The sequence below is a fragment of the Flavobacterium cupreum genome, from assembly GCF_003996965.1.
Classification (GTDB): domain Bacteria; phylum Bacteroidota; class Bacteroidia; order Flavobacteriales; family Flavobacteriaceae; genus Flavobacterium; species Flavobacterium cupreum.
Genome location: NZ_QWDM01000001.1, coordinates 454,067 through 476,900, shown reverse-complemented (window position 1 = coordinate 476,900; position 22,834 = coordinate 454,067). Strand labels below are relative to the sequence as shown.

Below are 22,834 nucleotides of genomic sequence, written 5' to 3'. Positions count from 1 at the left end.
ATGAAAAAGTTTATATATACAATTTTACTTGCCCTTTTAATGGCTCCAAATTTTGTAACGGCGCAGGAAAATGCAGGAGCCGTAGGGCCTATGTCATCCTATCCGGTAGTGTACAAATATGATGAAGAAGTAACCTGGTACTTTGACCTTTCAGGAACCACCTTCGCAGAAACAGAAGAACTCTATATCTGGATCTGGTCACCCTCTGAACCGGACGCAGGCAATTGGGAAAACTCCTCTGATTTTGCAAAATTAAAATACGAGGGCGATAAAATCTGGAGTTTTAAGCTGACCCCGACAACGTATTTTTCTAAAACTCCGGAGGAAATCGCCGCAAGTGCCGGATTCTGGTTCCGCCTGAAAAACAAAAACGGATCGAAACAAAGTGATGTGGCCAACATGACCTATACTGATTTTTCGTCCTTTTATACCGCAAACGAACTAATCAGGTCTTATCCTGCCAAACCAACCATTGATAAACCGGTAAGTATTTTATTTAATTCTAATTTAAAAGACGGTTTCGCAGGCGTTCCAAGTGTTCACTTCCATAGTGGTTTAAACAACTGGGCGGTGCTGCAGGAATATCAGGCCTGGCTTCCGGAAGTTTCCGAAAAAACAAAACTAAAGGATTTAGGAAATGGTTTTTACAGAATGGATTTGATTCCACAGGAATATTATAATACGGAACCTGGTTTTGTGATGGAAAACATAACGTTTTTAATGGTCGCAAAAGACTGGACTACGAATTCCGGTGATCAGATTATTTATGCTGGTGAATTTGTGCCGCCACCGCCACCGGTTTTTGCTTTCTTCCCTTTGCAGATCAGTCAGAGAGACTTTTTGGGAATGTCAAGAAAAAATAATGAATCGGGTGTAAACAAATTGATTTACACGATTACAGCCGGCAGTAAAACAATTTCTGGTGAGTTTATGGGAGGAACCGCTGAAATCAAAGGATTTGTCAATTTAGTTTCAGAACTAAACGGAGTTCCGAATTTAACTGAAATCCATGTCCTGGTAAAAGATAACAAGGACAAGACGATTTCGGATACTTCGATTCCGCTTAAAACTTTAGACAAATAATTCACTATCAAATTAAAACACCAATTCTAATGAATAGTAAAAATAAAAAAGGAGTCCTGCATCTTATGTGGACTACTAAATCGGCGGTATTGATGATTTTCATGCTTTTCCTTTCGGCAGGCGCTTTTGCCCAGGGAAAAAAGCAGGTATCAGGAACCGTTTACGACAATACAGGAAGTGTACTGCCGGGAGCTTCTGTTATTGAGGTGGGAACCAAAAACGGAACCACTACAGATTTCGACGGAAAATTTACCTTGCAGGTAGCCGTAGGAGGTGCGATCGAAGTATCCTTCATTGGATCTACGACCCAAAAAGTTCAGATTACTGCAACAACTGCTAATGTGGATGTCCGTCTGCAAAATGACGGGTATGCACTGGCAGAAGTTCAGGTGGTTTCTGTCGGATACGGAAAAGTAAAAAAATCAGATTTAACCGGTGCGATTTCTACCGTTGGGGCAGATGATTTAGTAAAAGGAACGATCTCTTCTACCGAGCAGGTTTTGCAGGGAAAAGTAGCGGGACTGAATATCATTCGTCCTTCCGGTGATCCGGCTGCAGGAGCTACGCTGCGTTTGCGTGGAGGAACTTCCCTGACCGCCAGTAACAGTCCGCTGATTGTGGTCGATGGTATTGCAGGAGTTGATATCAACGTCGTTCAGCCTTCAGATATCAAATCGATAGACGTTTTAAAAGATGCTTCGGCAACGGCTATTTACGGTTCAAGAGGGGCAAACGGGGTGATCATGATTACCACTAAATCAGGGACAAAAGGAGTTTCTGTCGTTTACAGCGGCTTATCAAGTACGGGTTATGTGGCTGATAATTTAGATCTTTTATCTGCCAATCAATGGAGAGGCCATGTACGTCAGACCGGAAATACAGATGCTGTCGATTACGGCGGAAATACCAACTGGCAGAAAGCCATAGAACAAACTGCTATTTCGCAATCACACACTTTAAGTATCAATTCCGGAAAAGCAGACAGCGGTTTCAGAACTTCCATCTCCTATTTGAATAATGAAGGAGTGATAAAAAAATCAGGCCTGGAAAGAATCAGCGGTAATGTTAGTGCCTACCAATATCTTGGCGATAACAAAGACGTGAAATTCGATATGGGATTGTTTGCCAATATCGACAAATGGAATCCTATCGATTACAGAATTTTTGAACGTGCTTATAATTTAAACCCAACGATTCCGGTGTATGACGCCAATGGAAATTTCTCTTCCGTGAGTGGAAATATCTACGAAAATCCGGTAGAAATTCTAACCAACAGAACCGTTGACAACGAAAGACACAGACTTTTGGGATATTTTAAAACAGAGGTTAAATTTCTGAAAGATTTTACAGCTTCAGCAAATATTTCACTTGAACATAATGCCGTAAAAGGAGCGACTTACAAACCATCGTACGCGGTTATGGAAGGAAGAACAGAAGACGGTTATGCGCAAAGAACCTATGCGGAATACACCAATGCGCAGGGTGAAATCTTTGTAAATTACAACAAAACTTTAGACAAACACACTATTGGGGCCTTAGCCGGATATTCATATTTCGAAAATATGTATGAAGGTTTCGGAGCACAAAGAAGCGGTTTTGTGACCGATGCTTTCGGATATAACAATTTAGGTGCCGGTTACAATTATCGTTTGGGCGATGTGTATTCGTATAAAGGAAAATCAAACCTGGTTTCGTTTTTTGCCCGTGCGAATTATTCGTACGACGGAAAATACCTTCTGACCGCTACGGTGAGACGTGACGGTTCAAGCCGCTTTGGTGAAAACAATAAATGGGGAACGTTCCCGTCTGCTTCTGCTGCCTGGAAAATTTCAGGAGAAGAATTTATGGATTCGTCCAAAGGCTGGTTAGACAACCTCAAACTAAGAGTAGGTTACGGAGTTACGGGTAATCAGGACGGAATTGGCGAGTACAAATCACTTTCTATTTTAGGAGTTGGAAACGACAGTTACTACGATCCGGTTACGAAGACCTGGAGTTTAGCGTATTCTCCAAAGCAAAACCCGAATCCTGATTTGAAATGGGAATCCACACAACAAATTAATATTGGGGTAGATTTCGGTTTATTCAACAGAATTACGGGTTCATTCGAATGGTATTCCAAAACGACAAAAGATTTATTGTATACGTATGAAGTACCGCAGCCTCCATATTTAGTGGGAACCATGCTGGCCAACGTGGGTGAAATGTCCAATAGAGGTGTCGAACTTACTTTGAATGCCAACATCATTAAAGGAAATAAATTTACCTGGGATGCGAATCTGACGCTTGGACACAACATTCAGAAAATTGAAAAATTATCAAATCCAACCTATAAAACAGATGTAATCTACAGCGGATCTTTACACGGATTAGCCGGTATGTCCGGACAATATTCTCAGGTGATTGCCGAAGGATATCCGGTTGGAACGTTCTGGGGATTTCAAAGTGCTGGCCTTGATGCCGATGGAAAAATGTTATACTACAATGCAGGAGGGGAGACGGTAGCAGAGAGTGCCTTGGTAGATGCCGATAAAAAAGATTTAGGAAATGTACAGCCGGATCTGACTTTAGGAATCGGAATGAACTTTACCTACGGAAATTTTGATCTGGGTATTTCAGGATATGGAATGTTTGGACAAAAAGCATTGAATGCGACCAATATGATGCTGAACGATCCGAACAGGCTTCCGGCTTTCAACGTTCCGGATGATTTCCTGTCAAGCGGAATCACTTCTGCACCGAAATATTCCAGCTACTGGATAGAAGATGCTTCTTTTTTCAGGCTTCAGAGCCTTTCTGTGGGATATACATTACCGCTGAAATACAAAGGCTCTAAGCTCAGAATTTATTTAATGGGAGAAAACCTTGCTGTATTTACAAGTTACAAAGGTGTAGATCCGGAAATTGGCCTAAATGCACAAGATGGTGCAGACCAAACCGGACTGGCTGCGCCCGGAATTGACCGATACAACAATTATCCACGACCAACAACGATTTCTGTTGGATTAAATTTTACGCTGAATAACTAAGCGAATTGATAACCATAAAATATTAAAAATGAAAATCAAAATAACAGCAGCGATACTTTTAAGCATGCTTTTTACGGTGTCATGTACAAATTTGAATGAAGATTTATATGATAAAGTAGAAGACGGAAATTTTGGAAATACTCCAAAAGAAATTGATGCGCTGGTAGGTGGAGCTTATTCTTCTTTAAGAGGATTTGCAGACGGGATATCCAATAATTACCCAACTTGTGAATATGTTTTCTTTTTGAATGAAGTGGTTTCTGATGAAGCGACCATTCCGACCAGAGGAACAAACTGGTACGATGGCGGACAATATCAGGACGCGCAAAAACATACCTGGAAACCCGACAACAGAATGATTCTTTCGGCCTGGCGTTACAACTACACCGGAATTGCCAAAATCAATGCGATCATTTATCAGATAGACAAATCATCGTTGACCACTCAGGCAAAAACACCGATTTATGCAGAGTTAAAAGCGTTAAGAGCGTATTACTATTACAACCTTTTGGATATGTTTGGCAATGTGCCGATTGTAACCAATTTTGAGGATCTTGATTTGCCTTCTAATTCGACAAGAAAACAGGTATATGATTTTGTAGAGAAAGAATTACTGGATGCCATTCCGCATCTGAACTCCAATGTAGTGTATTCAAAACTGACTAAAAATGTGGCTTACTCCATTTTGGCAAGATTGTATCTTAATTCAGAAGCATTCATCGGAACACCGCGCTGGCAGGATTGTCTTTCGATGTGCCAGAAAGTGACGGGTTATACTTTAACACCGGATTTCTTTGCCAATTTCGCCACAGAAAACCAGACATCAACCGAAATTATTTTTGCTATTCCATATGATTCAAAAGCGGGAACAGTAGGGAATTATATGAGTTCAATGTCTTGTCATTATCTGCACAAACTGACGCTTTCCCCCACGGGAAATTATCCCTGGAGCGCCAACGGAATGTGTGCACAACCGGGCGTTTATTCTGCTTTTGCCGATACAGACAAAAGAAAAAAATGTATGCTTGCGGGTGATCAGATCAATCTGGCAACAGGGTCAGTAATTATTATGGATAACGGAGAACCGCTTACTTATACAGAAAACCTGACGAGTTTAGGCGATGCCAAAGAAAACGAAGGAGTCCGTTTAGGTAAGTATGAAATGAAAGCCGGGGAAAACTGGGAACGTGATCACGATTTTGTCCTGATTCGTTATGCGGAAATCCTTATGATGCAGGCAGAATGTTATGTGCGTTTAGGTTCACCTGAGTTAGCGAGACCGTTTTTGCAACAAATTACAGCACGTGCCGGAGAAGAAATGCCGGCCACAATAGATCTTCATTTTATCGATCAGGAGCTGCTTAAGGAATTTACTTTCGAAGGAAGAAGAAGAACAGATAACATTCGTTTCGGAACTTTCTTTTTGCCTTGGTGGGAAAAAGGGGCTACCGATAAAACCAGAGCTATTTTTCCTATTCCGAGCAGTGTTTTAACGACAAATAAAAACCTGAATCAGAATCCCGGGTATCCTGTAAATTAGATTTCTGAATGTCAGTCTTCCATGTTGGTTAGTCGTGGAAGGCTGACATATTTTAAATACTCAATTTTCACAAAAATATATTTTTAGCCACAGATTAAAAGATTTTCACAGATTCTAAAGTTAAGAAAACACTATATAAAATCTTTTTTCATCTCTTAATCAGTAGCAAAAAGATACAGACTAAATTTTGGCAGACATTTTTAAGCAGAGCGAAAGACGAGGTATAAAAACAAACATCAATTCAAATGAAAAAATACATCACATTATTATTATGTGTAATTATAAATTTTTTAGTGGCGCTCGGTTGCAGCAGCGACGATAAAAATTCAGATACACCAACAACGCCGGAAACCGTTGCAGCCGTTGCGATTGAAAAAACAAACAGCACTAAAATTTATGTGCACTATATGCCCTGGTTTGAAACCAACGAAAGCAGTGCCGATAAAAAATGGGGCTATCACTGGACAATGGCCAACAAAAATCCAAATAACAAAGATGCAAACAACCGCAGGGAGATCGCTTCTTATTATTACCCGCTTATCGGTCCGTATCATTCAGGCGATAAAAGTGTGATTGAGAATCATTTATTATTGATGAAATATTCAGGAATTGATGGTGTTCTGATTGACTGGTACGGCACTTATGATGTTTACGATTACAGAATGGTAAAAGAAAATACAGAACAGCTTATTGCCATGCTGGAAAAGGTGGGATTGGAATATGCGATTGTATATGAAGACAGAGTAACGAAAAGTGCTGTCGACGCAGGTAAAGCCATTTCGGTGACCAGCGCCGCTAAAACCGATTTAGCTTACATGGAGAAAAATTATTTCGATGATAAAAATTATATCAAGGTAAACGGTAAACCATTATTGCTGAATTTCGGGCCAATTGTATTACAGACACCGGCAGAATGGACCAACATTTTTAATACCCTGACCGCAAAACCGACCTTCGTTACCCTTTGGGACCAATCGGTTGAAGCTGGGGATAATGCTTCAGGCGAATATGCCTGGGTGTATAAAAACAGCACGTATCTGACTAATTTTTACACGAATACAAAACCAAAACTTTCAGTGGCGATAGGAAGTGCCTATCCGGGTTTTAAAGATTTTTATGCGCAGGGCGGAGGCGGAGCAGCCATTGGATGGACCATTGAACACAATAATGGGGCAACACTTGACGAAACACTTGCCATGGCCAAAAATGCCAATCTGAATTATCTGCAATTAATTACCTGGAACGACTTTGGAGAAGGTACGATGTTCGAACCTACCGTAGAATTCGGATACACTTATATCGAAAAAGTGAAAGCTTTTGCAGGAGTTAAAAACACTGAAAATGTATTTCCCGATATCAGCCAGTTATACAATTTACGCACACAAAAGAAAGGCAATGCCGATGCCCAGAGAAAATTAGACCAGGCTTTTAATTATTTTGTTTCCATGCAGCCTACAAAAGCAAAACAGTTATTAAATGAAATTAAATAAGAGTTGTCATTAATACAATTAGATAATGAAAAACATAAGATATAGCTATTGCCTGATTACTTTAGCTTCGATGCTGATTTTTGCGTGCAATACTAAAAAAACATATACCATAAGCTCACCTGATAAAAACGCTACACTGGTTTTTGAATTAACGGCTTCAGGACAGCCTCAATACAGCTTTTCATCTAATGGGAAATCAGTTATTGAACCTTCTTTATTAGGTTTTGAATTTCAGGGAATCCGGAAGATGACAGAAGATTTTGAGGTGGTTTCAACCGAAGAAAAAACGGCTGATGAAATCTGGGAACAGCCCTGGGGGGAATTCAAAAAAGTGAGGGATCATCATACCGAGATGATTGTTCATTTGAAGGAATCAAAAGGCGAAGAGCGTTTGGTAGATATTATTTTCAGGGTTTTTGACGATGGTTTGGGGTTCAGATATGAATTTCCGAAACAGCCCCATTTAGGGAAAGTAAAAATCTCCAATGAAATCACCCAGTTTACTTTCAAAGAGAATAATGAAGTCTGGTGGATTCCCGTACACCGCGAAAACAGCTATTACGAAAGCACCTATCGCAAAACGCTGATGAGTAAAACCGATACGATCAATACACCCGCCACTTTTGAAACGAAAGACAAATTGTATGTTGCCATTCACGAAGCGAACCTGACCGATTTTGCCTCAATGACCTTATTGAAAACATCGGATAAGCAATATAAAAGTGATCTCGTAGCCTGGGCAGATGGTGTAAAAGTATATGCGGAAACGCCTTTTAAAACCCCATGGAGAACGATAATAGTCGGTAAAAAGCCGGGCGACGTGGCTACTTCAACCATCGTGCTGAATTTAAATGAACCTTCAAAAATTGAAGATTTATCCTGGATCACACCCTCCAAGTATATTGGAATCTGGTGGGGCATGCATTTGGAAAAATTTACCTGGGGACAAGGCGCAAAACATGGAGCGACCACCAAGAATACCAAAGAATACATTGATTTTGCTGCGAAAAACAATTTTGACGGCGTTCTGGTGGAAGGCTGGAACGAAGGCTGGGACGGAGACTGGACTGCCGACGGATCTGCTTTCAGTTTTGTAAAAGCGTATCCGGACTTTAATCTGGAAGAAATTACCAAATATGCCGCCATGAAAAATGTTCGCTTAATCGGACATCACGAGACTGCCGGGGCTACTAAAAACTACGAAAATCAGTTGGAAGATGCCTTTAAATTGTATCAGAAAATGGGGGTAAATTCAGTGAAGACCGGTTATGTAAACAAATTTTTAGATAAAAAAGAGTGGCACGACAGCCAGTACGGAGCACGTCATTACAGAAAAGTAATTGAAACGGCAGCGAAATATCACATCATGATCGATAATCACGAACCGATGAAAGGAACCGGAATCCAGCGTACCTATCCAAACTTCATGTCACAAGAGGGAGGAAGAGGGCAGGAATACAATGCGTGGTCTGCAGATGGCGGAAATACTCCCGAGCATTTAACGACCTTGCCTTTTACCAGAATGTTATCAGGGCCATTTGATTATACACCGGGAAATTTCAATTTTGATTATAAAACGCCTTCAGGAGCGAGAGTACAAACGACATTAGCCAATCAGCTGGCTTTGTACGTAATCATTTTCAGTCCGTTGCAAATGGCTTCCGACCTGCCTGAGAATTACGAAGGAAAACCGGAATTTCAGTTTGTTAAAGACGTTCCCTGCACATGGTCTGATACAAAGGTATTAGATTCTAAAATTGGAGCATATACCACAATTGTCCGTAAAGACTGGAATGAAAAAAACTGGTACCTGGGCTCAATCACGAACAGAGATGCCCGTGACCTGAAAGTAACCTTATCATTTTTGGATAAAAACAAAGAATACGAAGCAGAAATATACGCAGATGGTGCAGGAGCAAACTATAAAACAAATCCGTATCCGGTTACCATTTCGAAGCAAAAAGTAAATAGTAAAACAGTTTTAAATATTAAACTGGCAGCCGGAGGAGGAACAGCCATAAAATTTACTCCGGTCGAAAAATAAGTTAGTTGAGTTTATTTGAGTTATATTTGAGCAACACACCCGGTTTCTGAAAAGAGGCCGGGTTTTTTTTTTGAGGTTAATTCAGAGGTTCAGAGGTACAAAGGTTCAGAGGTTTAAATATAATGAAAGTGATGGTTAAATCGCCTTTGGATCTGGCCTAAAGCTCTATATTCTTTGCTCTTTATTCTTTACTCTATACTCTTCCTAAACCCTGTTATAATCCGCTTTCCAGTGCACAATTGCTTTTTTGATAGCGGCTCCGCTCAGGCTGCTTTTAAGGGCATAGTCGACTAGTGGCAATAATTCATCATCGGGTGCAAATCGAAGGGCAAAAAGCTGGTCGTCGGTTAATTTGTATTCAAATTCTTCAAACCTTTTTCCTGAAAGTGTAAAGTAACGGTAACGAAGCTCCAGTCTCACGATCCTGTTTTGCAGCGTTAAGGCATAATGCTGACGCAGCATAAAAGCAAGACAAAATAAAAAGACAAAACCAACGCTAATAAAAGCCCAGATTAACTTTTCATCCTCTGTCACGGCAAAGTAAATACTGGCAGTTAAAAATACAGTCAGAATAGGATAGTATACAAAATGATGAGGGGGGTAAAACCGTATATGATTTTTGTAAGTTTGAATTTTCATAGTGATTTGGGTTTGGAGATCTATCGTAAAAGTATAAAAGCTATTCTAATAAAAGAATAGCTTTTTTCTCAAAATAAACTAACAACCAATATTTTATAATTTTTTTCTTAGAAAATGATTTATAATAGTGAGTTTTATAAATACACAAGAGTTAAATTATTTCAATACCTTAAAACCTTTTGGTAAAATTATCGGATTAGGTTAAGAGATTGTTATATTTAAAAACAATAATCTTATACAATTCAAACATTAGTTGTTTTCTCTAATAAATGAACTTATAATTTTCCATTCTTCCAGTTTTGATTCGAATGATTTACTGGCATTTGCGGGACTCGATGAAGGTAAAGTTATCAGTTCGTATTTTTTCTCGAGTGATACATATTTTTTAAAAAAGGCCGCCGCTTTTTGTCCGTTAAAGAGAATCGTCTTAATATGAGGATGCTCTTTTAAAAATGATTCAAAGTCATTTGAAATTTCATTTTTGATGGCACTGTCCAGGCTTCCGACTCTGTCGCAGAATTGCAAAACATCCCACACAGCAATTTTATGCCTGACGAGGATTGCCTTTTTAGTTTCGTAATCGAAGGAAGGATCTTCATTTAAAACGGTAAAAATAAACTTCCAGAAATTATTTTGGGCGTGACCATAATACTGACTCAATTCCAGCGATTTAGTGCCCGGCATAGTTCCCAGTATCAATACGGTAGCGTCTTCTGTGCTTATAGGGGAGAAAGAAAAACTTTTCATGCTTTATGGTGGAATAAATTTGATATTTAAAGTAATCATTTAGATTAAATTATAAAACAATTTACAAAAATTATATAACAATTTTCGACGCTGTTTATTGGAACTTTGACTTATCAATTTTAGGAATTTCTCTACAAAGTGGAGTTTCTTCTAAAAGAGCATAAGTAAACTAAGATTATCGAATTTTAAAATACAGCAAAATGAAAGTAGTTACTATAAATACAGAGAAAATTAAAGATATTTTTGAAGCTTTAGCTTTGAATATTGGAGGTAAAGTCACTTTTGATTTAGACGAATATACTTTAGATTTCAATAATAGTTTTGCTAAAGGATCCATAATCGGATCGTCATTTAATGATGATATCTCTTATGTTCAGTTTGACATGACTTTCTCTGCAGATGTAAGGATGAATATTACGAATCCGAAAGCATCTCCTGTTTATTTTGCGTATTGTTCGAAAGGAAACCTGTCCCACAGTTTTGGAATTTTGGGTGAGGAACGAAAACTAAAAACGTTTCAGACTGCAATACTTTCTTCCAAGAGAGACGATGAGAATGTTTTATTTTTTGAAAAAGATGTGAAAACCAAGTTTACACTTATTATTGTCGGAACTCAAATTGCCGATAAAAACCAGCCTAACTCCCTGAATGTAAAAGTAAAAGAAACGTTTTTTGAAAATGATTTACGCGAAGATTTCTTTTACCTGGGTTCGTATAATCTGAGAATTGGGGAGAAAATAGAACAATTAAATGCTGTAACACAGACTGGAATTGTTCGAAACTTACTGAAAGAAGGTATTTTACGAATTATCCTGGCTATGGAAATTCAGCAGCATACAGACGATTTAGCAGCTACATCGAGAGATGCCAATTGTCTTACTTTAAGAGAAATGGAAGAAATAAAAGAACTTTCGGAAGCTATTAAAGCAAACCCGGAGGAAGCCTTTACCATAAAATCATTAAGTAAAAAATCAGGCCTGTCTCCAAATAAACTTCAGGAAGGTTTTAAAATGATTCACAATCGCACCGTGAATGATTACATCACCCATATGCGTGTCCTAAAAGCCGAGATCCTGATCAGAACCTCCGATTTAAATATCTCAGAAATCGTATATTGTATCGGTTTTACCAGCAGAAGCTACTTCTCTAAAATCTTCAAACAAAAATTCAATTGCAGTCCGAAAGAATATAAATTCAACTTGAATCCGTTGGCTATTACAGCTTAATTTATTAGGTACTAAGTCACTAAGATGCTAAGGTTCTAAGAAAATGCTTTGAAATGGTTGGACCTTAAAAGTTGATTTATCAGGATACCAGTTAACTTGTTATTAGAACACTGAGAAAAAAACTCAGAAACTTAGCAGCTCAGAACCTTAGTATCTAAGAAATACATATATTTGCATAACTAATTATGTAATCAACTATAAAATGGATTTTTTTAATAAAGTGGGTAAGGTAGCTTTAGGAAGCCGCCTTCGATTGATGACTGCAACGATTACCGATGATGCGGCCAGGATTTATGAACTGTATGGGATTAACTTTATGCCGAAATGGTTTCCGGTTTTTTATATGCTAATGGAGGAGCGGGAAATCACCATTACTGAAATCGCTAATGAGATTGGGCATTCGCAACCTTCGGTGAGTAAAATTATTCAGGAAATGATAACGGTCGGTCTCGTTCAGGAAAATTTAAAAACAGCCGACAAACGCAGAAACAGTGTTGCTCTTACAGAACAAGGCATACTGCTTTCGAAAGAACTAAAACTGCAATGGATTGATGTTGAAGCGGCTGTGGAGTCTTTAATTACAGAATCAAACCATAATCTTTGGGCTGCACTCGAAGAATGGGAGTTTTTACTCCAGCAAAAATCACTGCTTAAAAGAGTAATTGAAAATAAAAAAATACGCGAAAGCCAGGACGTTCAGATTGTACCATTTGAACCCAAATATTTGGATGCTTTTAAAGCTTTGAATGTAGAATGGATTTCAACCTATTTTGAAATGGAAGAAGCGGATTATAAGGCGTTAGATAATCCGAAAGAATATATTCTGGACAAAGGAGGTAAGATTTTCGTGGCTTTGTATCATAATGAGCCTGTCGGTGTCTGCGCCATGATCAAAATGAAAGATGACACTTATGATTTTGAGATGGCAAAAATGGCAGTTTCGCCAAAAGCACAGGGAAAAAATATTGGCTGGTTACTGGGGCAGGCGATTGTAAACAGCGCAAAAGAACAAGGAGCGAAGAAAATATACCTGGAAAGTAATACCATCCTTAAACCCGCAATCAATTTGTATCATAAATTAGGATTCCAAAAAGTATCAGGACTGGCAACACCTTATAAGCGTTGTAATATACAGATGGAGTTAGCTGTTTAATGAAGTTACTAAGGTTCTGAGATTCTAAGTTGCTAAGAAAAACTTAGTGCCTTAGAATCTCAGAACCTTAGAACCTAAAAGAACTACCTATGAAACCTGTAATACTCCAAATCCTTATGTTTCTTACCTTCAACAGAACATAAAATCGAATTCATTCCGATGACACTAAAGGTAATTCCGTTTCCTCCGAAACCTAAAACGTAATGCTCGTTTTTATTCGGGTTTGGTTTTCCGAAATACGGCAGGCCATCTTTGGTTTCACCAAAAGTTCCTGCCCAGGAATAATCGATTTTAAAGTCAATATTGGGAAATTTTCTTTGAAATTTTTTCAATAAAAACTGTTCTTTTTTTGGTATTAACTTATCACGTTTTTTAGAATCTTTAAATTCTTCGTCACCACCGCCCATGATGATTCGGTTGTCCTGTGTGCCGCGGAAATATAGGTACGGAGACGAGGTATCCCAAAAAATAGCTTTTTTAAAAGATTTGGGAAGATCAGGAAGATTTTCCGAAACGATTACATACGTGCTTTTCAGGTCCACGATCTTTTCTGTAATTGTTTCCGTACTTTCGTAGCCACTGCAGTGCACGATGTGATCGGCGGTAATAGTGTGCCTGTTTTCAGCATGTGCTATAAGTTTTTCTTTTTGAGTATGAGTAGAGGTAATATTGGTACGGTCAAAAATTTGCATTCCTTTCTTCTCGCAGTAACGTATTAAATCCTGGGCGAGTTTATAGGGATCCATTACTGCAGCCGTTTTAGATTCGATGGCAGCAAGTGCGTTGAGCCCTAATTTCTCAAGATCCCATTTTTCCAGCCAGCTTACATCGAAACCGCTTTCTTTTCGGCATTTAAATTCAGCCTTAAGGAAGGGAAGATCTTTTTTAAGGGAACAGAAATAAATGCTTTTTTTGAATTCAAACTCACAGTCGCTTTTTATGGTATCGATGATAGTACGCAGGTCGAAAATGGCTTTTTTTCCATTTCTGTAACTGTCAACGGCGCATTCCAGTCCTCTCATTTTTACTAATTCATGCAAGGAAACATCTATTTCATACTGAAGCAGCGCAGTACTTGCAGCGGTACTCCCGTTGCAAATATCACGGCGGTCCACCATTATTACTTTTTTTCCTTCGTTGATGAGTTTATAAGCAATCAGAGCTCCGGTAATTCCTGCACCAATAATTAAAATTTCCGTCTCTAAATCTGAATCTATTGACGGATAACTTATTTCCATTGCATGTTTTAATGGCCAGAAAGTTTCTGTTGAACGTAGCTTCATTTTTTTGTGATGTTTTTGGTCCGCAATTTTGTCCTGTTTTTATCTTTTCGCTCATGCTGCTCATGTGCTTCAGCAATAGAGTGTGATGTTCTTAGGCTTTCTTCTTTTTTGGCAAGCTCACTAAGTCGGTGATAGTATTTCTGTACGATAATCATCTCTTCTTCGGTCATGCTTTCAATGTCAACCAGACTATTGCTCGAATACTCGTTTGAAGCTACTAATTCATTTAATTTTAGCTGTATTGCGAGAGAATCTTTGTTTTGAGCTTTCTGAATTAAAAAGACCATCAGAAAAGTAATAATTGTTGTTCCTGTGTTTATTACGAGTTGCCAGGTTTCAGAATAATCGAAAACGGGACCGCAAATGGCCCAGACCACAACAATTAAAAAAGCAGTTATAAAAGCAGTCGTACTTCCTGCTGCCTTAGAAACTTTTGAAGCAAATTTTTCGAATGCACCGGTGCCTTTCTGTTTTTTATTTTTCATTTTATTTAACTTTCTTTTTGCTGACTTTTTCTTCCCGTATTACTTTATTGTTTTTTTCGTCATAAACGGCGTCGTTTATCTTTTGTCCGGTCTTACTGAAAATTTTGATTTTCGGTTCTTCATGTGTTCCCGTAATGACAATCGGAAATCCGATAAGTCCAAAAAGCGGGAGCCCCAGGCGCATTCGTAAATCCAGTAGTCCGTCAAAACTGGTAGTTCCCTTTATAGTTGGTTTGAAACCTGCGACAGTAAACGTAAAAGGCTCAATGTGCACCAGATTATTATCAATTGTGGAGTTAATTTCAATGCCTTGCATATCAGGATTATTTAAACCTTTCTGTCCTGTTTGGGAACTGATTCCGTCAAATAATTTGAGTCCTTTTACCTGTACATCACGTAAAGTAATAACTCCACCGCCTTCCAGGGATTCATAAATTGGCCCCATATTTCCGTTAAGGTCACCTTTTATATTATAGTCCACAGAAATGATTCCCTGCGCTTTTTCGGCAGCACTGACCATATCGTGAAACATCGGAATTTCCTTGTAAGCCCTTTGCACACTGAAATCTTTGGCTGTAAAGTGGGCATCAAAATGGGCCGAGGTTGGCGATTCATCCTTATAGTTGGCATCAACCCCCATAATGCAGTCAATAATATTGAAAGTGGTCTTTTCTAAGTAAAAATTCCCTTTTGTGATTCCGATTTTTCCGGCAAGTTTGTTTAGAATTAAACCGTTGTACGCTACTTTATCCACATTTGTTCTAAGTCCGACGTTTAAGTTTTTCGGAATAATAACGACACCGCTCATTTTCGGGTGATCTTCTTTGGCATACTCCACTTCGATATTGCGATCCTTATTTTCTCCTTTCTCCAGCGCCATAAATTCATCGACATTGATCAGTCTGGATTTCATATTAAAATCCCCGCTCAGTGTTCCGTTTGATTCCAGGAAGTAATTAATGGTATTCAGCAGATATCCGTTAATGGCAAAATCCGATTTTCCATAAGAAGCATCAAATTTTTCAAACCACATTTTCTCATTTTGAAAACGAAAATTCCCCTGTTTGATAAAAAATGCTTTTGGGAAAAGCTCAGAGGTGGCTTTGATGTTTTTAAGGATTATGGTTCCTTTATTGTCTAATTTATCATATTGTCCGGTCGTCGCATAACTTTGTTTTCCTTTTAAGGATAAGTCCGCTTTTGCATAGCCGGTGATGTCAACACCCTTCTGAGAGAAAACTTTATAGATGCGTCCTACATTCAGTTCCCCTTTTATTTTGGCATTATAAGCCAAATCACTAAAGTCGGAAAGTGTCGCATTTACATACACAGGATTCCCTTCAAAAGCAAAAGAAGCAGGGGCGACAGAAACGATCAGATCCTTAAATGTCCCGGCCTTGTTGAGCACATTTGCGACGAAAGTGATATCGGTAATCGGATTTGGATAGGATTCTGTTTTAAGCCAGCCGTTTCGCAGTGAAATTCCGCCAATAGTTTTCGGGAATAATTTTTTTGAGGTGCTGAAAGTTCCCCTTGCCTGAATATTGGTTTTTAATATTCCTTTTAGTTCAAGTGAAGTCAGGCCCAGTGCGGCATCGACCGTAGCCAGGTCCAATGCGCCTTTTACACTGGCATTGACATCCATTTCGGTAAAGCCTTTGCTGTGCAGGTAAGCGGTGAAATAATCTTTTTCGCCTACTTTAAACTTAAGGGTATTTAAGTTAATGAGCAGTTTTTCGATATCAAGGGAAGGCATGATGGCATTCAGGTTCATCTGAAAATCCGTCAGGGGAGCAGGTGCATTTTGATAATTGATGGCGCCTTTATTTATTTTAATATTAAAAGCCAGGTCCGGTTTTAGCTTTTTGGCGACGTTATAATCTCCTTTAAAAGTAAAAAGCAAATCACTGTTTCCGGAGATCTCGGTTTCATTCATCCAGGTTAAATATTCCGGTGGCATGACCGAAAATAAATCTTTTAAGGTCGTTTTTTCGGATGCTGCCTTAATATCGATTTTATAGCCATCTCGTAAAATGGTAAACAAACCGGTAAATTGTAGGGGCAGTTTATTGATTCTTAATTCGTTTTTCTGAAGAATAAACGAAAGTGCATGTGTATTGATCCGGGTAATTAAATCAGCGCGGACTTCTTTTTTTCTGAGGTAAGCGGTTCTGTTGTAATAAAAATCAACACTGTCAATTTTTGCATCTGTATTTAAATCAAAAATATCTTCGCTTAAATTCCCTTTTCCAACATAATTAAAACCCTTCGCATCGATCAGAATTTTGGCGGAGCGATCGTTGTACTTGATGTGACAGTCTTCAAGGTCAATTCGTTCCAGTTTGATTGCAGTTCCTTCTTCGGCATCGTCCTTTTGATTTTTTTTATCTTCAGGAGCGATATAAATGTTGTAGTTGGCCTGTCCTTTCTGGTTGACCATTACATTTATGAAGGCTTTGGATACATATAATTTATTGATTTTTACTTCGTTGTCGAAAATCAATCTTTTAAGGTTGATTCCGAAAGCGACCTGTTCGGCTTTTAATAAAGTATCATTGCCGAAAGGGGCAGAGCCGGTCATCGATAAATCATCTAAGGAGACGGTTAAAGATGGGAAATGCGTAAAAAAAGAAAGCCTTGATTTCGTAAAATCGAGTCTGGTATCCAAACGTTCATTGGCAATCTTCTTGACTTCGGAAGCAACTTTTCCGGGAAATAAAAGCGGAATCAGGAATAGTAGCAGCAGAATTCCTGCTATTACTATTCCTGTTATTTTTAAAAACTTAAGGGCGGTATGTTTGAATGAAAATGGCATATACAATTGATTTAAAAATTCATATTCAGAATGAAGAGGTATTCAAAATCGAAGGTTTAATTTAAAAAAGGCGGGAAAAAGTAAAGTTCGGATACATTTTACATTTCACAAATAAACATTTTACAAGCAGTTATTTTTTCTCTTTTAGAGCTTCTGCTTTTTTAGCGTCCTCTTCTTTTTGCTTTTCCTCTTTTTCTTTTTGCTCTTTCTCCTTTTTCTCTTTTTCTTTTTGAGCTTTTTCCTGTTGTTCTTCTTTTTTCTCTTTTATTTCTTCCTCTTTTTTCTCTTTTTGTTTAGCTTTTTTCTTGTAGTAGCCTCTAAGCAGGAAATTGCTTTTTGCTGCTTCCATATTTTCACTAAAACCTTTGGTTCCGCTTTCAAGATTAGTAAGTGTTTTAGAAACGCTGTTGGCCATTTTATCGTCACGGACCAATCGTGCCAAAGCTCCGTTTCCGTTATTCATACTATGGCTGAAAATTGCAAGCTCATCGGTGATGACAGCAGCATTATCAACACTTTTTTTAACGCTTTTCATTAAATCCTGCATCTCAATTCCGTTGAGAGAGGCAATGGCACCATTATTTTCAACTACTTTAGTAGATTTAACACCCGGAGAAATTGTCAGGACTTTATCACCCATTAAACCGTCTGAACCAATACTGGCACGGGCATCAGTTTTAATAAATTCGCGAACGTCATCTTTGATCACCATTGATACCACGACCGAAGAATCGTTTATTAACCTGATTTCTTCGACTGTTCCGATATTAATTCCTGAAAAACGGACATTATTTCCTACCTCTAAACCGCTGACCGTTTTAAATTGTGATGTGATATGAAATGTTGATCCAAAAAGATTTTTTTGTTTTCCGATAAAATAAATTGCTATTATAAAAAGCAACAATCCTACTGTTACAAACATTCCCAATTTCCAAGTATATCCAGATTGCTTATCCATGATTTCTATTTTTATTTTTAAATTTTATTCAAAAAAAGAGCGCACCCATTCGTCTTCGCTTTTCTCCAGTTCTTCGTAAGTTCCTTCAGCATGTATTACACCGTCTTTTAAAACCATAATGCGGTCTGCAGTAAGTTTGGCACAGGCCATATCGTGTGTAATAATGATTGATGTTGTTTTTCGTTTGTGTTTTATATCTAAGATCAGTTCACTGATTTCTCTTGATGTTATCGTATCCAGTCCTGTTGTAGGCTCGTCATATAAAATAATTTCAGGCTTAAGAATTAAAGTCCTGGCCAGGCCAATTCTTTTTTGCATTCCGCCTGACAATTCAGAGGGCATTTTATTGATGGCATCACTTAGACCTACATTATCCAGGGCTTCTACCACTTCTGCTTCAATTTCCTCCGGCGCTAAATCCCTTTTGTGTTTTCTTAGCGTAAAAGCTAAATTTTCGCGAACCGACATTGAATCGTACAATGCGCCACTTTGAAATAAAAATCCAATTCTTACCCTGATTTCATTCAGGTCGCTTTTACTCAGGTTGAGCACATTTTCATCAAATACCTTAATTTCGCCTTTATCGGGTTCAATTAAACCAACGATACATTTGATGGTTACTGATTTTCCGGAACCTGAACGCCCCAGAATCACCAGGTCTTCGCCCTGATTTACGGTAAGGTTAACCCCTTTTAAAATTTTATTATTTTTGCCAAATGTTTTGTGCAAATTTTTAATCTCGATTATGGGAGTTTTGCTTTTTGCCTTTGGTTCTTTCTCTGTATTTTTTTCTTCCTTAATCATCTTTAAAAAAATAAGTCGGTTATTTGAACAGCTACCATATCAATTATAAAAATGGCCAGTGAAGCCGTTACCACGGCAGAGTTTGCTGCTTTTCCAACACTTTCGGTTCCGTTGGACGCATTAAATCCTTTATAACATCCAATCATTCCAATAAAAAAGCCAAAGAAAAAGGTCTTTATGGTGGCCGGAAATAAATCCAGAAATTCCAGTGACTGCAGAATTTGTGTCAGATAACGGTAAAAATTTACATCACCGTGAATATTGATACCAATGTATCCGCCAACAATTCCGATCGCATCAGCAAAAAAGACCAATATCGGAACCATTAAAGTACACGCTAAAATGCGCGTTACCACAAGATAATTGTACGGATTGATAGCCGAAACTTCCATCGCATCAATTTGCTCTGTTACTTTCATGGAACCTAGTTCAGCACCAATCCCCGACGATATTTTACCGGCACAGATTAAGGCTGTAATTACAGGAGCAATTTCACGGATTAGCGAAAGTGCAACCATCCCGGGCAGCCAGGATTCGGCTCCGAATTTTACCAGAGTTGGTCTTGATTGCAGTGTAAGCACCAGGCCCATAATAAAACCGGTTATAGCAACCAGCGGTAATGATTTATATCCTATAATATAGCATTGCTTCACGAATTGTTTTGCCTCATAAGGAGGTACAAAAACTTCCTTAAAAAACTGCTTTGCAAACAATGTTGCATTACCTATCTCTTCGAATGTATTTTTTAAAGTGAGAATCAAAATACTGCTGTTTTAGTTAGTTTAAGTTTTTGAAAATTAATATTTTAACATATCTGTATTTTCCTTTATTATTATCAATAAAATTACCTTATTAGTTAACAAAAATTCTTACACAACTTTTTTCGATGTTTATATAATTAACATAACGGTACAATAATTTTAATAAGTTAACGTTAACCCGAATTTTGGTAAAAACAAAAAATCCCTTTTATAAAAAGGGATTTTAAGCGTAATAACACTGATGTGTTTCTTTAGTTAAAAGTATAGTTAAATATATTTTTAGGAGTTAATGGCGATATTTGATTTCGCTTTCATTAACGGGATTACTTTACTGTCGGATAATTTAAGGTTTTCCATGATTAATCGGGCCGTCAGAAAACAAACTGTTGATTCTGCACCCTGGTTCAGGTTTACATTGTCTTTTTCAAGACCGTCATATCCGCCTCCGCTAACCGGGTTGTACATAATCTGGTTGAGGTGATTTTTTCCTAAGAACCAGTTAAAAGCCGTTTTCATCTGCTGTTTGTATTCCGGAGTTTTAAAAGCATTATAGAATGAATTTAAAGTCTGGATCGTATACGATACATCAATTGGCTGTTCTCCATATTGTTCCGGTTCTGAACCTTTGTGGTACCATCCGTTGTTTGAAATTACCCTGAAACTGTCGTCGTAAAACATTTTGGAGGATAGGAAATCAAGAGATTCCAATGCCACTTTTTTGTAAATCGGTTTATTCGTCACCAAATAAGCATACAGCATCGATTCCGGCAGGATTCCGTTACCATACGTCAAATAATTTTCAAACCATTTCCAGTCTTTTGTAGCACAAAGTTCATAATTGGAAAGCAGTTTCGCATTCAATTTATTGATAATTGCAGCAACATATAAATTAGGAACGGTGCTATGATATAAATACAATCCTTTTGTGGCAAAACCAATCGAACGTGGCGACTGAATAGTTTCGGCCCATTTTAAGGAATTTAATAAACATTTTGAAGCTTTTTTGGTAATGGATTCCGGCAGAATGTCAGAATGTGAAACCACTGTACCCAATGCCCAAATGGCACGCGTATTAGAATCTTCCAGATTTACTTCGGCATTTTGCTCGATATGTTCCCTGTTGTACTGATCTACATAATTCATGAAGTTGCCTTTTGGTTTCTGGCAACGCTCAATGAAATCCAGGTAAATCAGTATGTATGGTAAATCGTCCTTGTCTTGGGTTAGTTTATAATGCATACAAAGGGCTACCAGTGCGCGTGCATTATCATCCAGCGTGTAACCGGAAGAAAGATCAGGAACAGAAATTTTACTGAACTGGATCATTCCCAGCTCCGTAGTCATTTTTTTGATGTGAGCCAATTGAATGGAAGGATAACTGTATTTGATCTCATACGTTTTATCCATTAGTTTTTTATAAGTATTCATGTGGATGATCCCTACATTTTCCCAGGAAGAAGCTCTTGTTTTTCTAAAGGAGCTTTTTCCCATTTCTTCTCTTAGGTTTTCATCAGAAAGTAATTTAATAGCTGCTTCAGCAAATTGATCTTCATCTCCGATGTCAACCAAAATTCCGGAGTCAGCAGTCAGAACCTCTTTGGTATGCGGAATCTTTGATGCTACAATCGGACAGGCACAACTCATGGCGTATGAAAATGTTCCGCTTACGGCCTGATTCGGATCTTTAGACGTAAACATATAAATGTCAGTTGCTTTCAGGTATTCTAAAAGCTGGTCTGTATCCAGGTATTCGTTTATAAATCTCACATGATCCTGTAAGTGTAGATCAGCGACCATTTCCTCTAATTTATTTCTGTAGGTGTCAACTCCGTTGATAACATTGTTAGGATGCGTTTTTCCAATGATTAGGTATAGCGCATTTGGTGTGTTTTCTATAATTTTCGGTAATGCTTTTAAGCCTGTTTCAATATTCTTCCCTTCACCCAAAAGGCCAAAAGTGGAAAGTACCAGTCTGTCCTGAATATTGAATTTTTCTTTTGCTATATAAGGAGGTTCATAAACAACCACGTGAGTTCCGTGAGGTACACAAGTAATGATATCTTTTGCAATGTCGTAATCTCTAATCAGTATTTCTTCAGATTGATTGGTCATTACAAAAACAGAATTGCTGTAACTCAAAAGCAGCTTTACGAAAGTTTTCAATTCATCGTTTGGATTCGGGATCACACTGTGAAAAGTATAGGTTACAGGTTTTTTGATCTCGTTAAGAAAGTCCAGCAAGTGATCGCCGTAATTTCCGCCGAACAAACCAAACTCATGCTGAATGTGAACTAGTTTTACACTGTCGTCCTTATTGATTTTCTGAGCAACTGAAGTATATTCTTCTCTGTTTTTTGTGTTTAAAGTAAATGCCTGTTTTGATTTTGTATTTGGATTTTCGACCAGTTCACAAATTTCACAAGTAACCGATTTGCCAAAAACATCGGTAATTCCTTTGATTGTATCCTGCGTATAAGTAGCTATTCCACATTGTCTTGGTGGGAAAGTAGATAGAAAAACTATTTTTGATTTAGTTGATATTGCTTTCATTGGGATTATTTTTTAATTCGTTTAATAAATCTTTAAAGGTTCAGAGTCACCCCATTCTTGGGATCGGTTCTAAAACAGCTGTTACTTTTAACGTATTGTTTTATAGCCAATTCCATTTTTGTGGCTTGTAATTTTGTAAGGATAAAATTAGAACTAAGGCAAACCCACGATTAATCCAATCCACTAAAAAATTAACTCTAAAGCATTTACATGGGAATTCTGTAAGG

16 protein-coding genes are annotated in these 22,834 nt (G+C 38.0%); 7 read left to right on the top strand and 9 right to left on the bottom strand.

The genetic code is table 11. The features are described 5' to 3' along the window. From D0817_RS01935 to D0817_RS01915, 5 genes are all read left to right on the top strand, one after another. Entirely contained in the window at nucleotides 1-1,083 is a 1,083-nt protein-coding gene (locus tag D0817_RS01935; RefSeq protein ID WP_127336696.1) for a hypothetical protein, read from the top strand. Between the two features lie 29 nt (nucleotides 1,084-1,112). Beyond that, nucleotides 1,113-4,112: a SusC/RagA family TonB-linked outer membrane protein gene (locus D0817_RS01930; RefSeq protein WP_238160801.1), complete on the top strand. Its 3,000-nt coding sequence runs from the start codon at nucleotides 1,113-1,115 to the stop codon at nucleotides 4,110-4,112. A 28-nt stretch (nucleotides 4,113-4,140) separates the two neighbouring features. Then, nucleotides 4,141-5,652: a RagB/SusD family nutrient uptake outer membrane protein gene (locus D0817_RS01925; RefSeq protein ID WP_127336695.1), complete on the top strand. Its 1,512-nt coding sequence runs from the start codon at nucleotides 4,141-4,143 to the stop codon at nucleotides 5,650-5,652. A 245-nt stretch (nucleotides 5,653-5,897) separates the two neighbouring features. Further along, nucleotides 5,898-7,142 carry a glycoside hydrolase family 99 protein gene (locus D0817_RS01920; RefSeq protein ID WP_127336694.1) on the top strand — a complete coding sequence of 415 codons (1,245 nt, stop codon included), beginning with the start codon at nucleotides 5,898-5,900 and terminating at the stop codon, nucleotides 7,140-7,142. Between the two features lie 25 nt (nucleotides 7,143-7,167). Next, on the top strand, nucleotides 7,168-9,186 hold the full coding sequence (locus D0817_RS01915; protein WP_127336693.1) for a glycoside hydrolase family 97 protein: 2,019 nt from the start codon (nucleotides 7,168-7,170) through the stop codon (nucleotides 9,184-9,186). A 204-nt stretch (nucleotides 9,187-9,390) separates the two neighbouring features. Here the strand turns inward: D0817_RS01915 and D0817_RS01910 are convergent, their stop codons facing one another. Both D0817_RS01910 and D0817_RS01905 read right to left on the bottom strand, forming a co-directional pair. Then, nucleotides 9,391-9,825, bottom strand: coding sequence for a DUF6526 family protein (locus D0817_RS01910; RefSeq protein ID WP_127336692.1), 435 nt, complete (start codon nucleotides 9,823-9,825; stop codon nucleotides 9,391-9,393). A gap of 249 nt (nucleotides 9,826-10,074) precedes the next feature. Further along, nucleotides 10,075-10,572: a DNA-deoxyinosine glycosylase gene (locus tag D0817_RS01905; protein WP_127336691.1), complete on the bottom strand. Its 498-nt coding sequence runs from the start codon at nucleotides 10,570-10,572 to the stop codon at nucleotides 10,075-10,077. 200 nt (nucleotides 10,573-10,772) lie between these two features. Here D0817_RS01905 and D0817_RS01900 point away from each other — a divergent pair, with 200 nt between their 5' ends. After that, on the top strand, nucleotides 10,773-11,798 hold the full coding sequence (locus D0817_RS01900) for a helix-turn-helix domain-containing protein (RefSeq protein ID WP_127336690.1): 1,026 nt from the start codon (nucleotides 10,773-10,775) through the stop codon (nucleotides 11,796-11,798). Between the two features lie 202 nt (nucleotides 11,799-12,000). Then, nucleotides 12,001-12,951, top strand: coding sequence for a bifunctional helix-turn-helix transcriptional regulator/GNAT family N-acetyltransferase (locus tag D0817_RS01895; protein ID WP_127336689.1), 951 nt, complete (start codon nucleotides 12,001-12,003; stop codon nucleotides 12,949-12,951). Nucleotides 12,952-13,034: 83 nt separating this feature from the next. Here D0817_RS01895 and D0817_RS01890 read toward each other — a convergent pair whose 3' ends face one another. From D0817_RS01890 to D0817_RS01860, 7 genes are all read right to left on the bottom strand, one after another. Continuing rightward, a complete protein-coding gene (locus tag D0817_RS01890; RefSeq protein ID WP_127336688.1) occupies nucleotides 13,035-14,234 on the bottom strand; it encodes an NAD(P)/FAD-dependent oxidoreductase in 1,200 nt (399 codons plus the stop codon). Then, nucleotides 14,231-14,719 (bottom strand): low affinity iron permease family protein, encoded by a 489-nt coding sequence (locus D0817_RS01885; RefSeq protein ID WP_127336687.1) that lies wholly within the window; start codon nucleotides 14,717-14,719, stop codon nucleotides 14,231-14,233. The genes D0817_RS01890 and D0817_RS01885 overlap by 4 nt, the downstream gene beginning before the upstream one ends. 1 nt (nucleotide 14,720) lies before the next feature. Then, on the bottom strand, nucleotides 14,721-17,534 hold the full coding sequence (locus D0817_RS01880; protein ID WP_127336686.1) for an AsmA family protein: 2,814 nt from the start codon (nucleotides 17,532-17,534) through the stop codon (nucleotides 14,721-14,723). Between the two features lie 130 nt (nucleotides 17,535-17,664). Further along, nucleotides 17,665-18,492, bottom strand: coding sequence for an MlaD family protein (locus D0817_RS01875; RefSeq protein WP_127336685.1), 828 nt, complete (start codon nucleotides 18,490-18,492; stop codon nucleotides 17,665-17,667). A gap of 24 nt (nucleotides 18,493-18,516) precedes the next feature. Further along, nucleotides 18,517-19,296 (bottom strand): ABC transporter ATP-binding protein, encoded by a 780-nt coding sequence (locus D0817_RS01870; protein ID WP_127336684.1) that lies wholly within the window; start codon nucleotides 19,294-19,296, stop codon nucleotides 18,517-18,519. Nucleotides 19,297-19,298: 2 nt separating this feature from the next. Further along, nucleotides 19,299-20,057, bottom strand: coding sequence for an MlaE family ABC transporter permease (locus D0817_RS01865; protein ID WP_127336683.1), 759 nt, complete (start codon nucleotides 20,055-20,057; stop codon nucleotides 19,299-19,301). 279 nt (nucleotides 20,058-20,336) lie between these two features. Beyond that, on the bottom strand, nucleotides 20,337-22,607 hold the full coding sequence (locus D0817_RS01860) for a glycosyltransferase (protein ID WP_127336682.1): 2,271 nt from the start codon (nucleotides 22,605-22,607) through the stop codon (nucleotides 20,337-20,339). Nucleotides 22,608-22,834 lie beyond the last annotated feature (227 nt).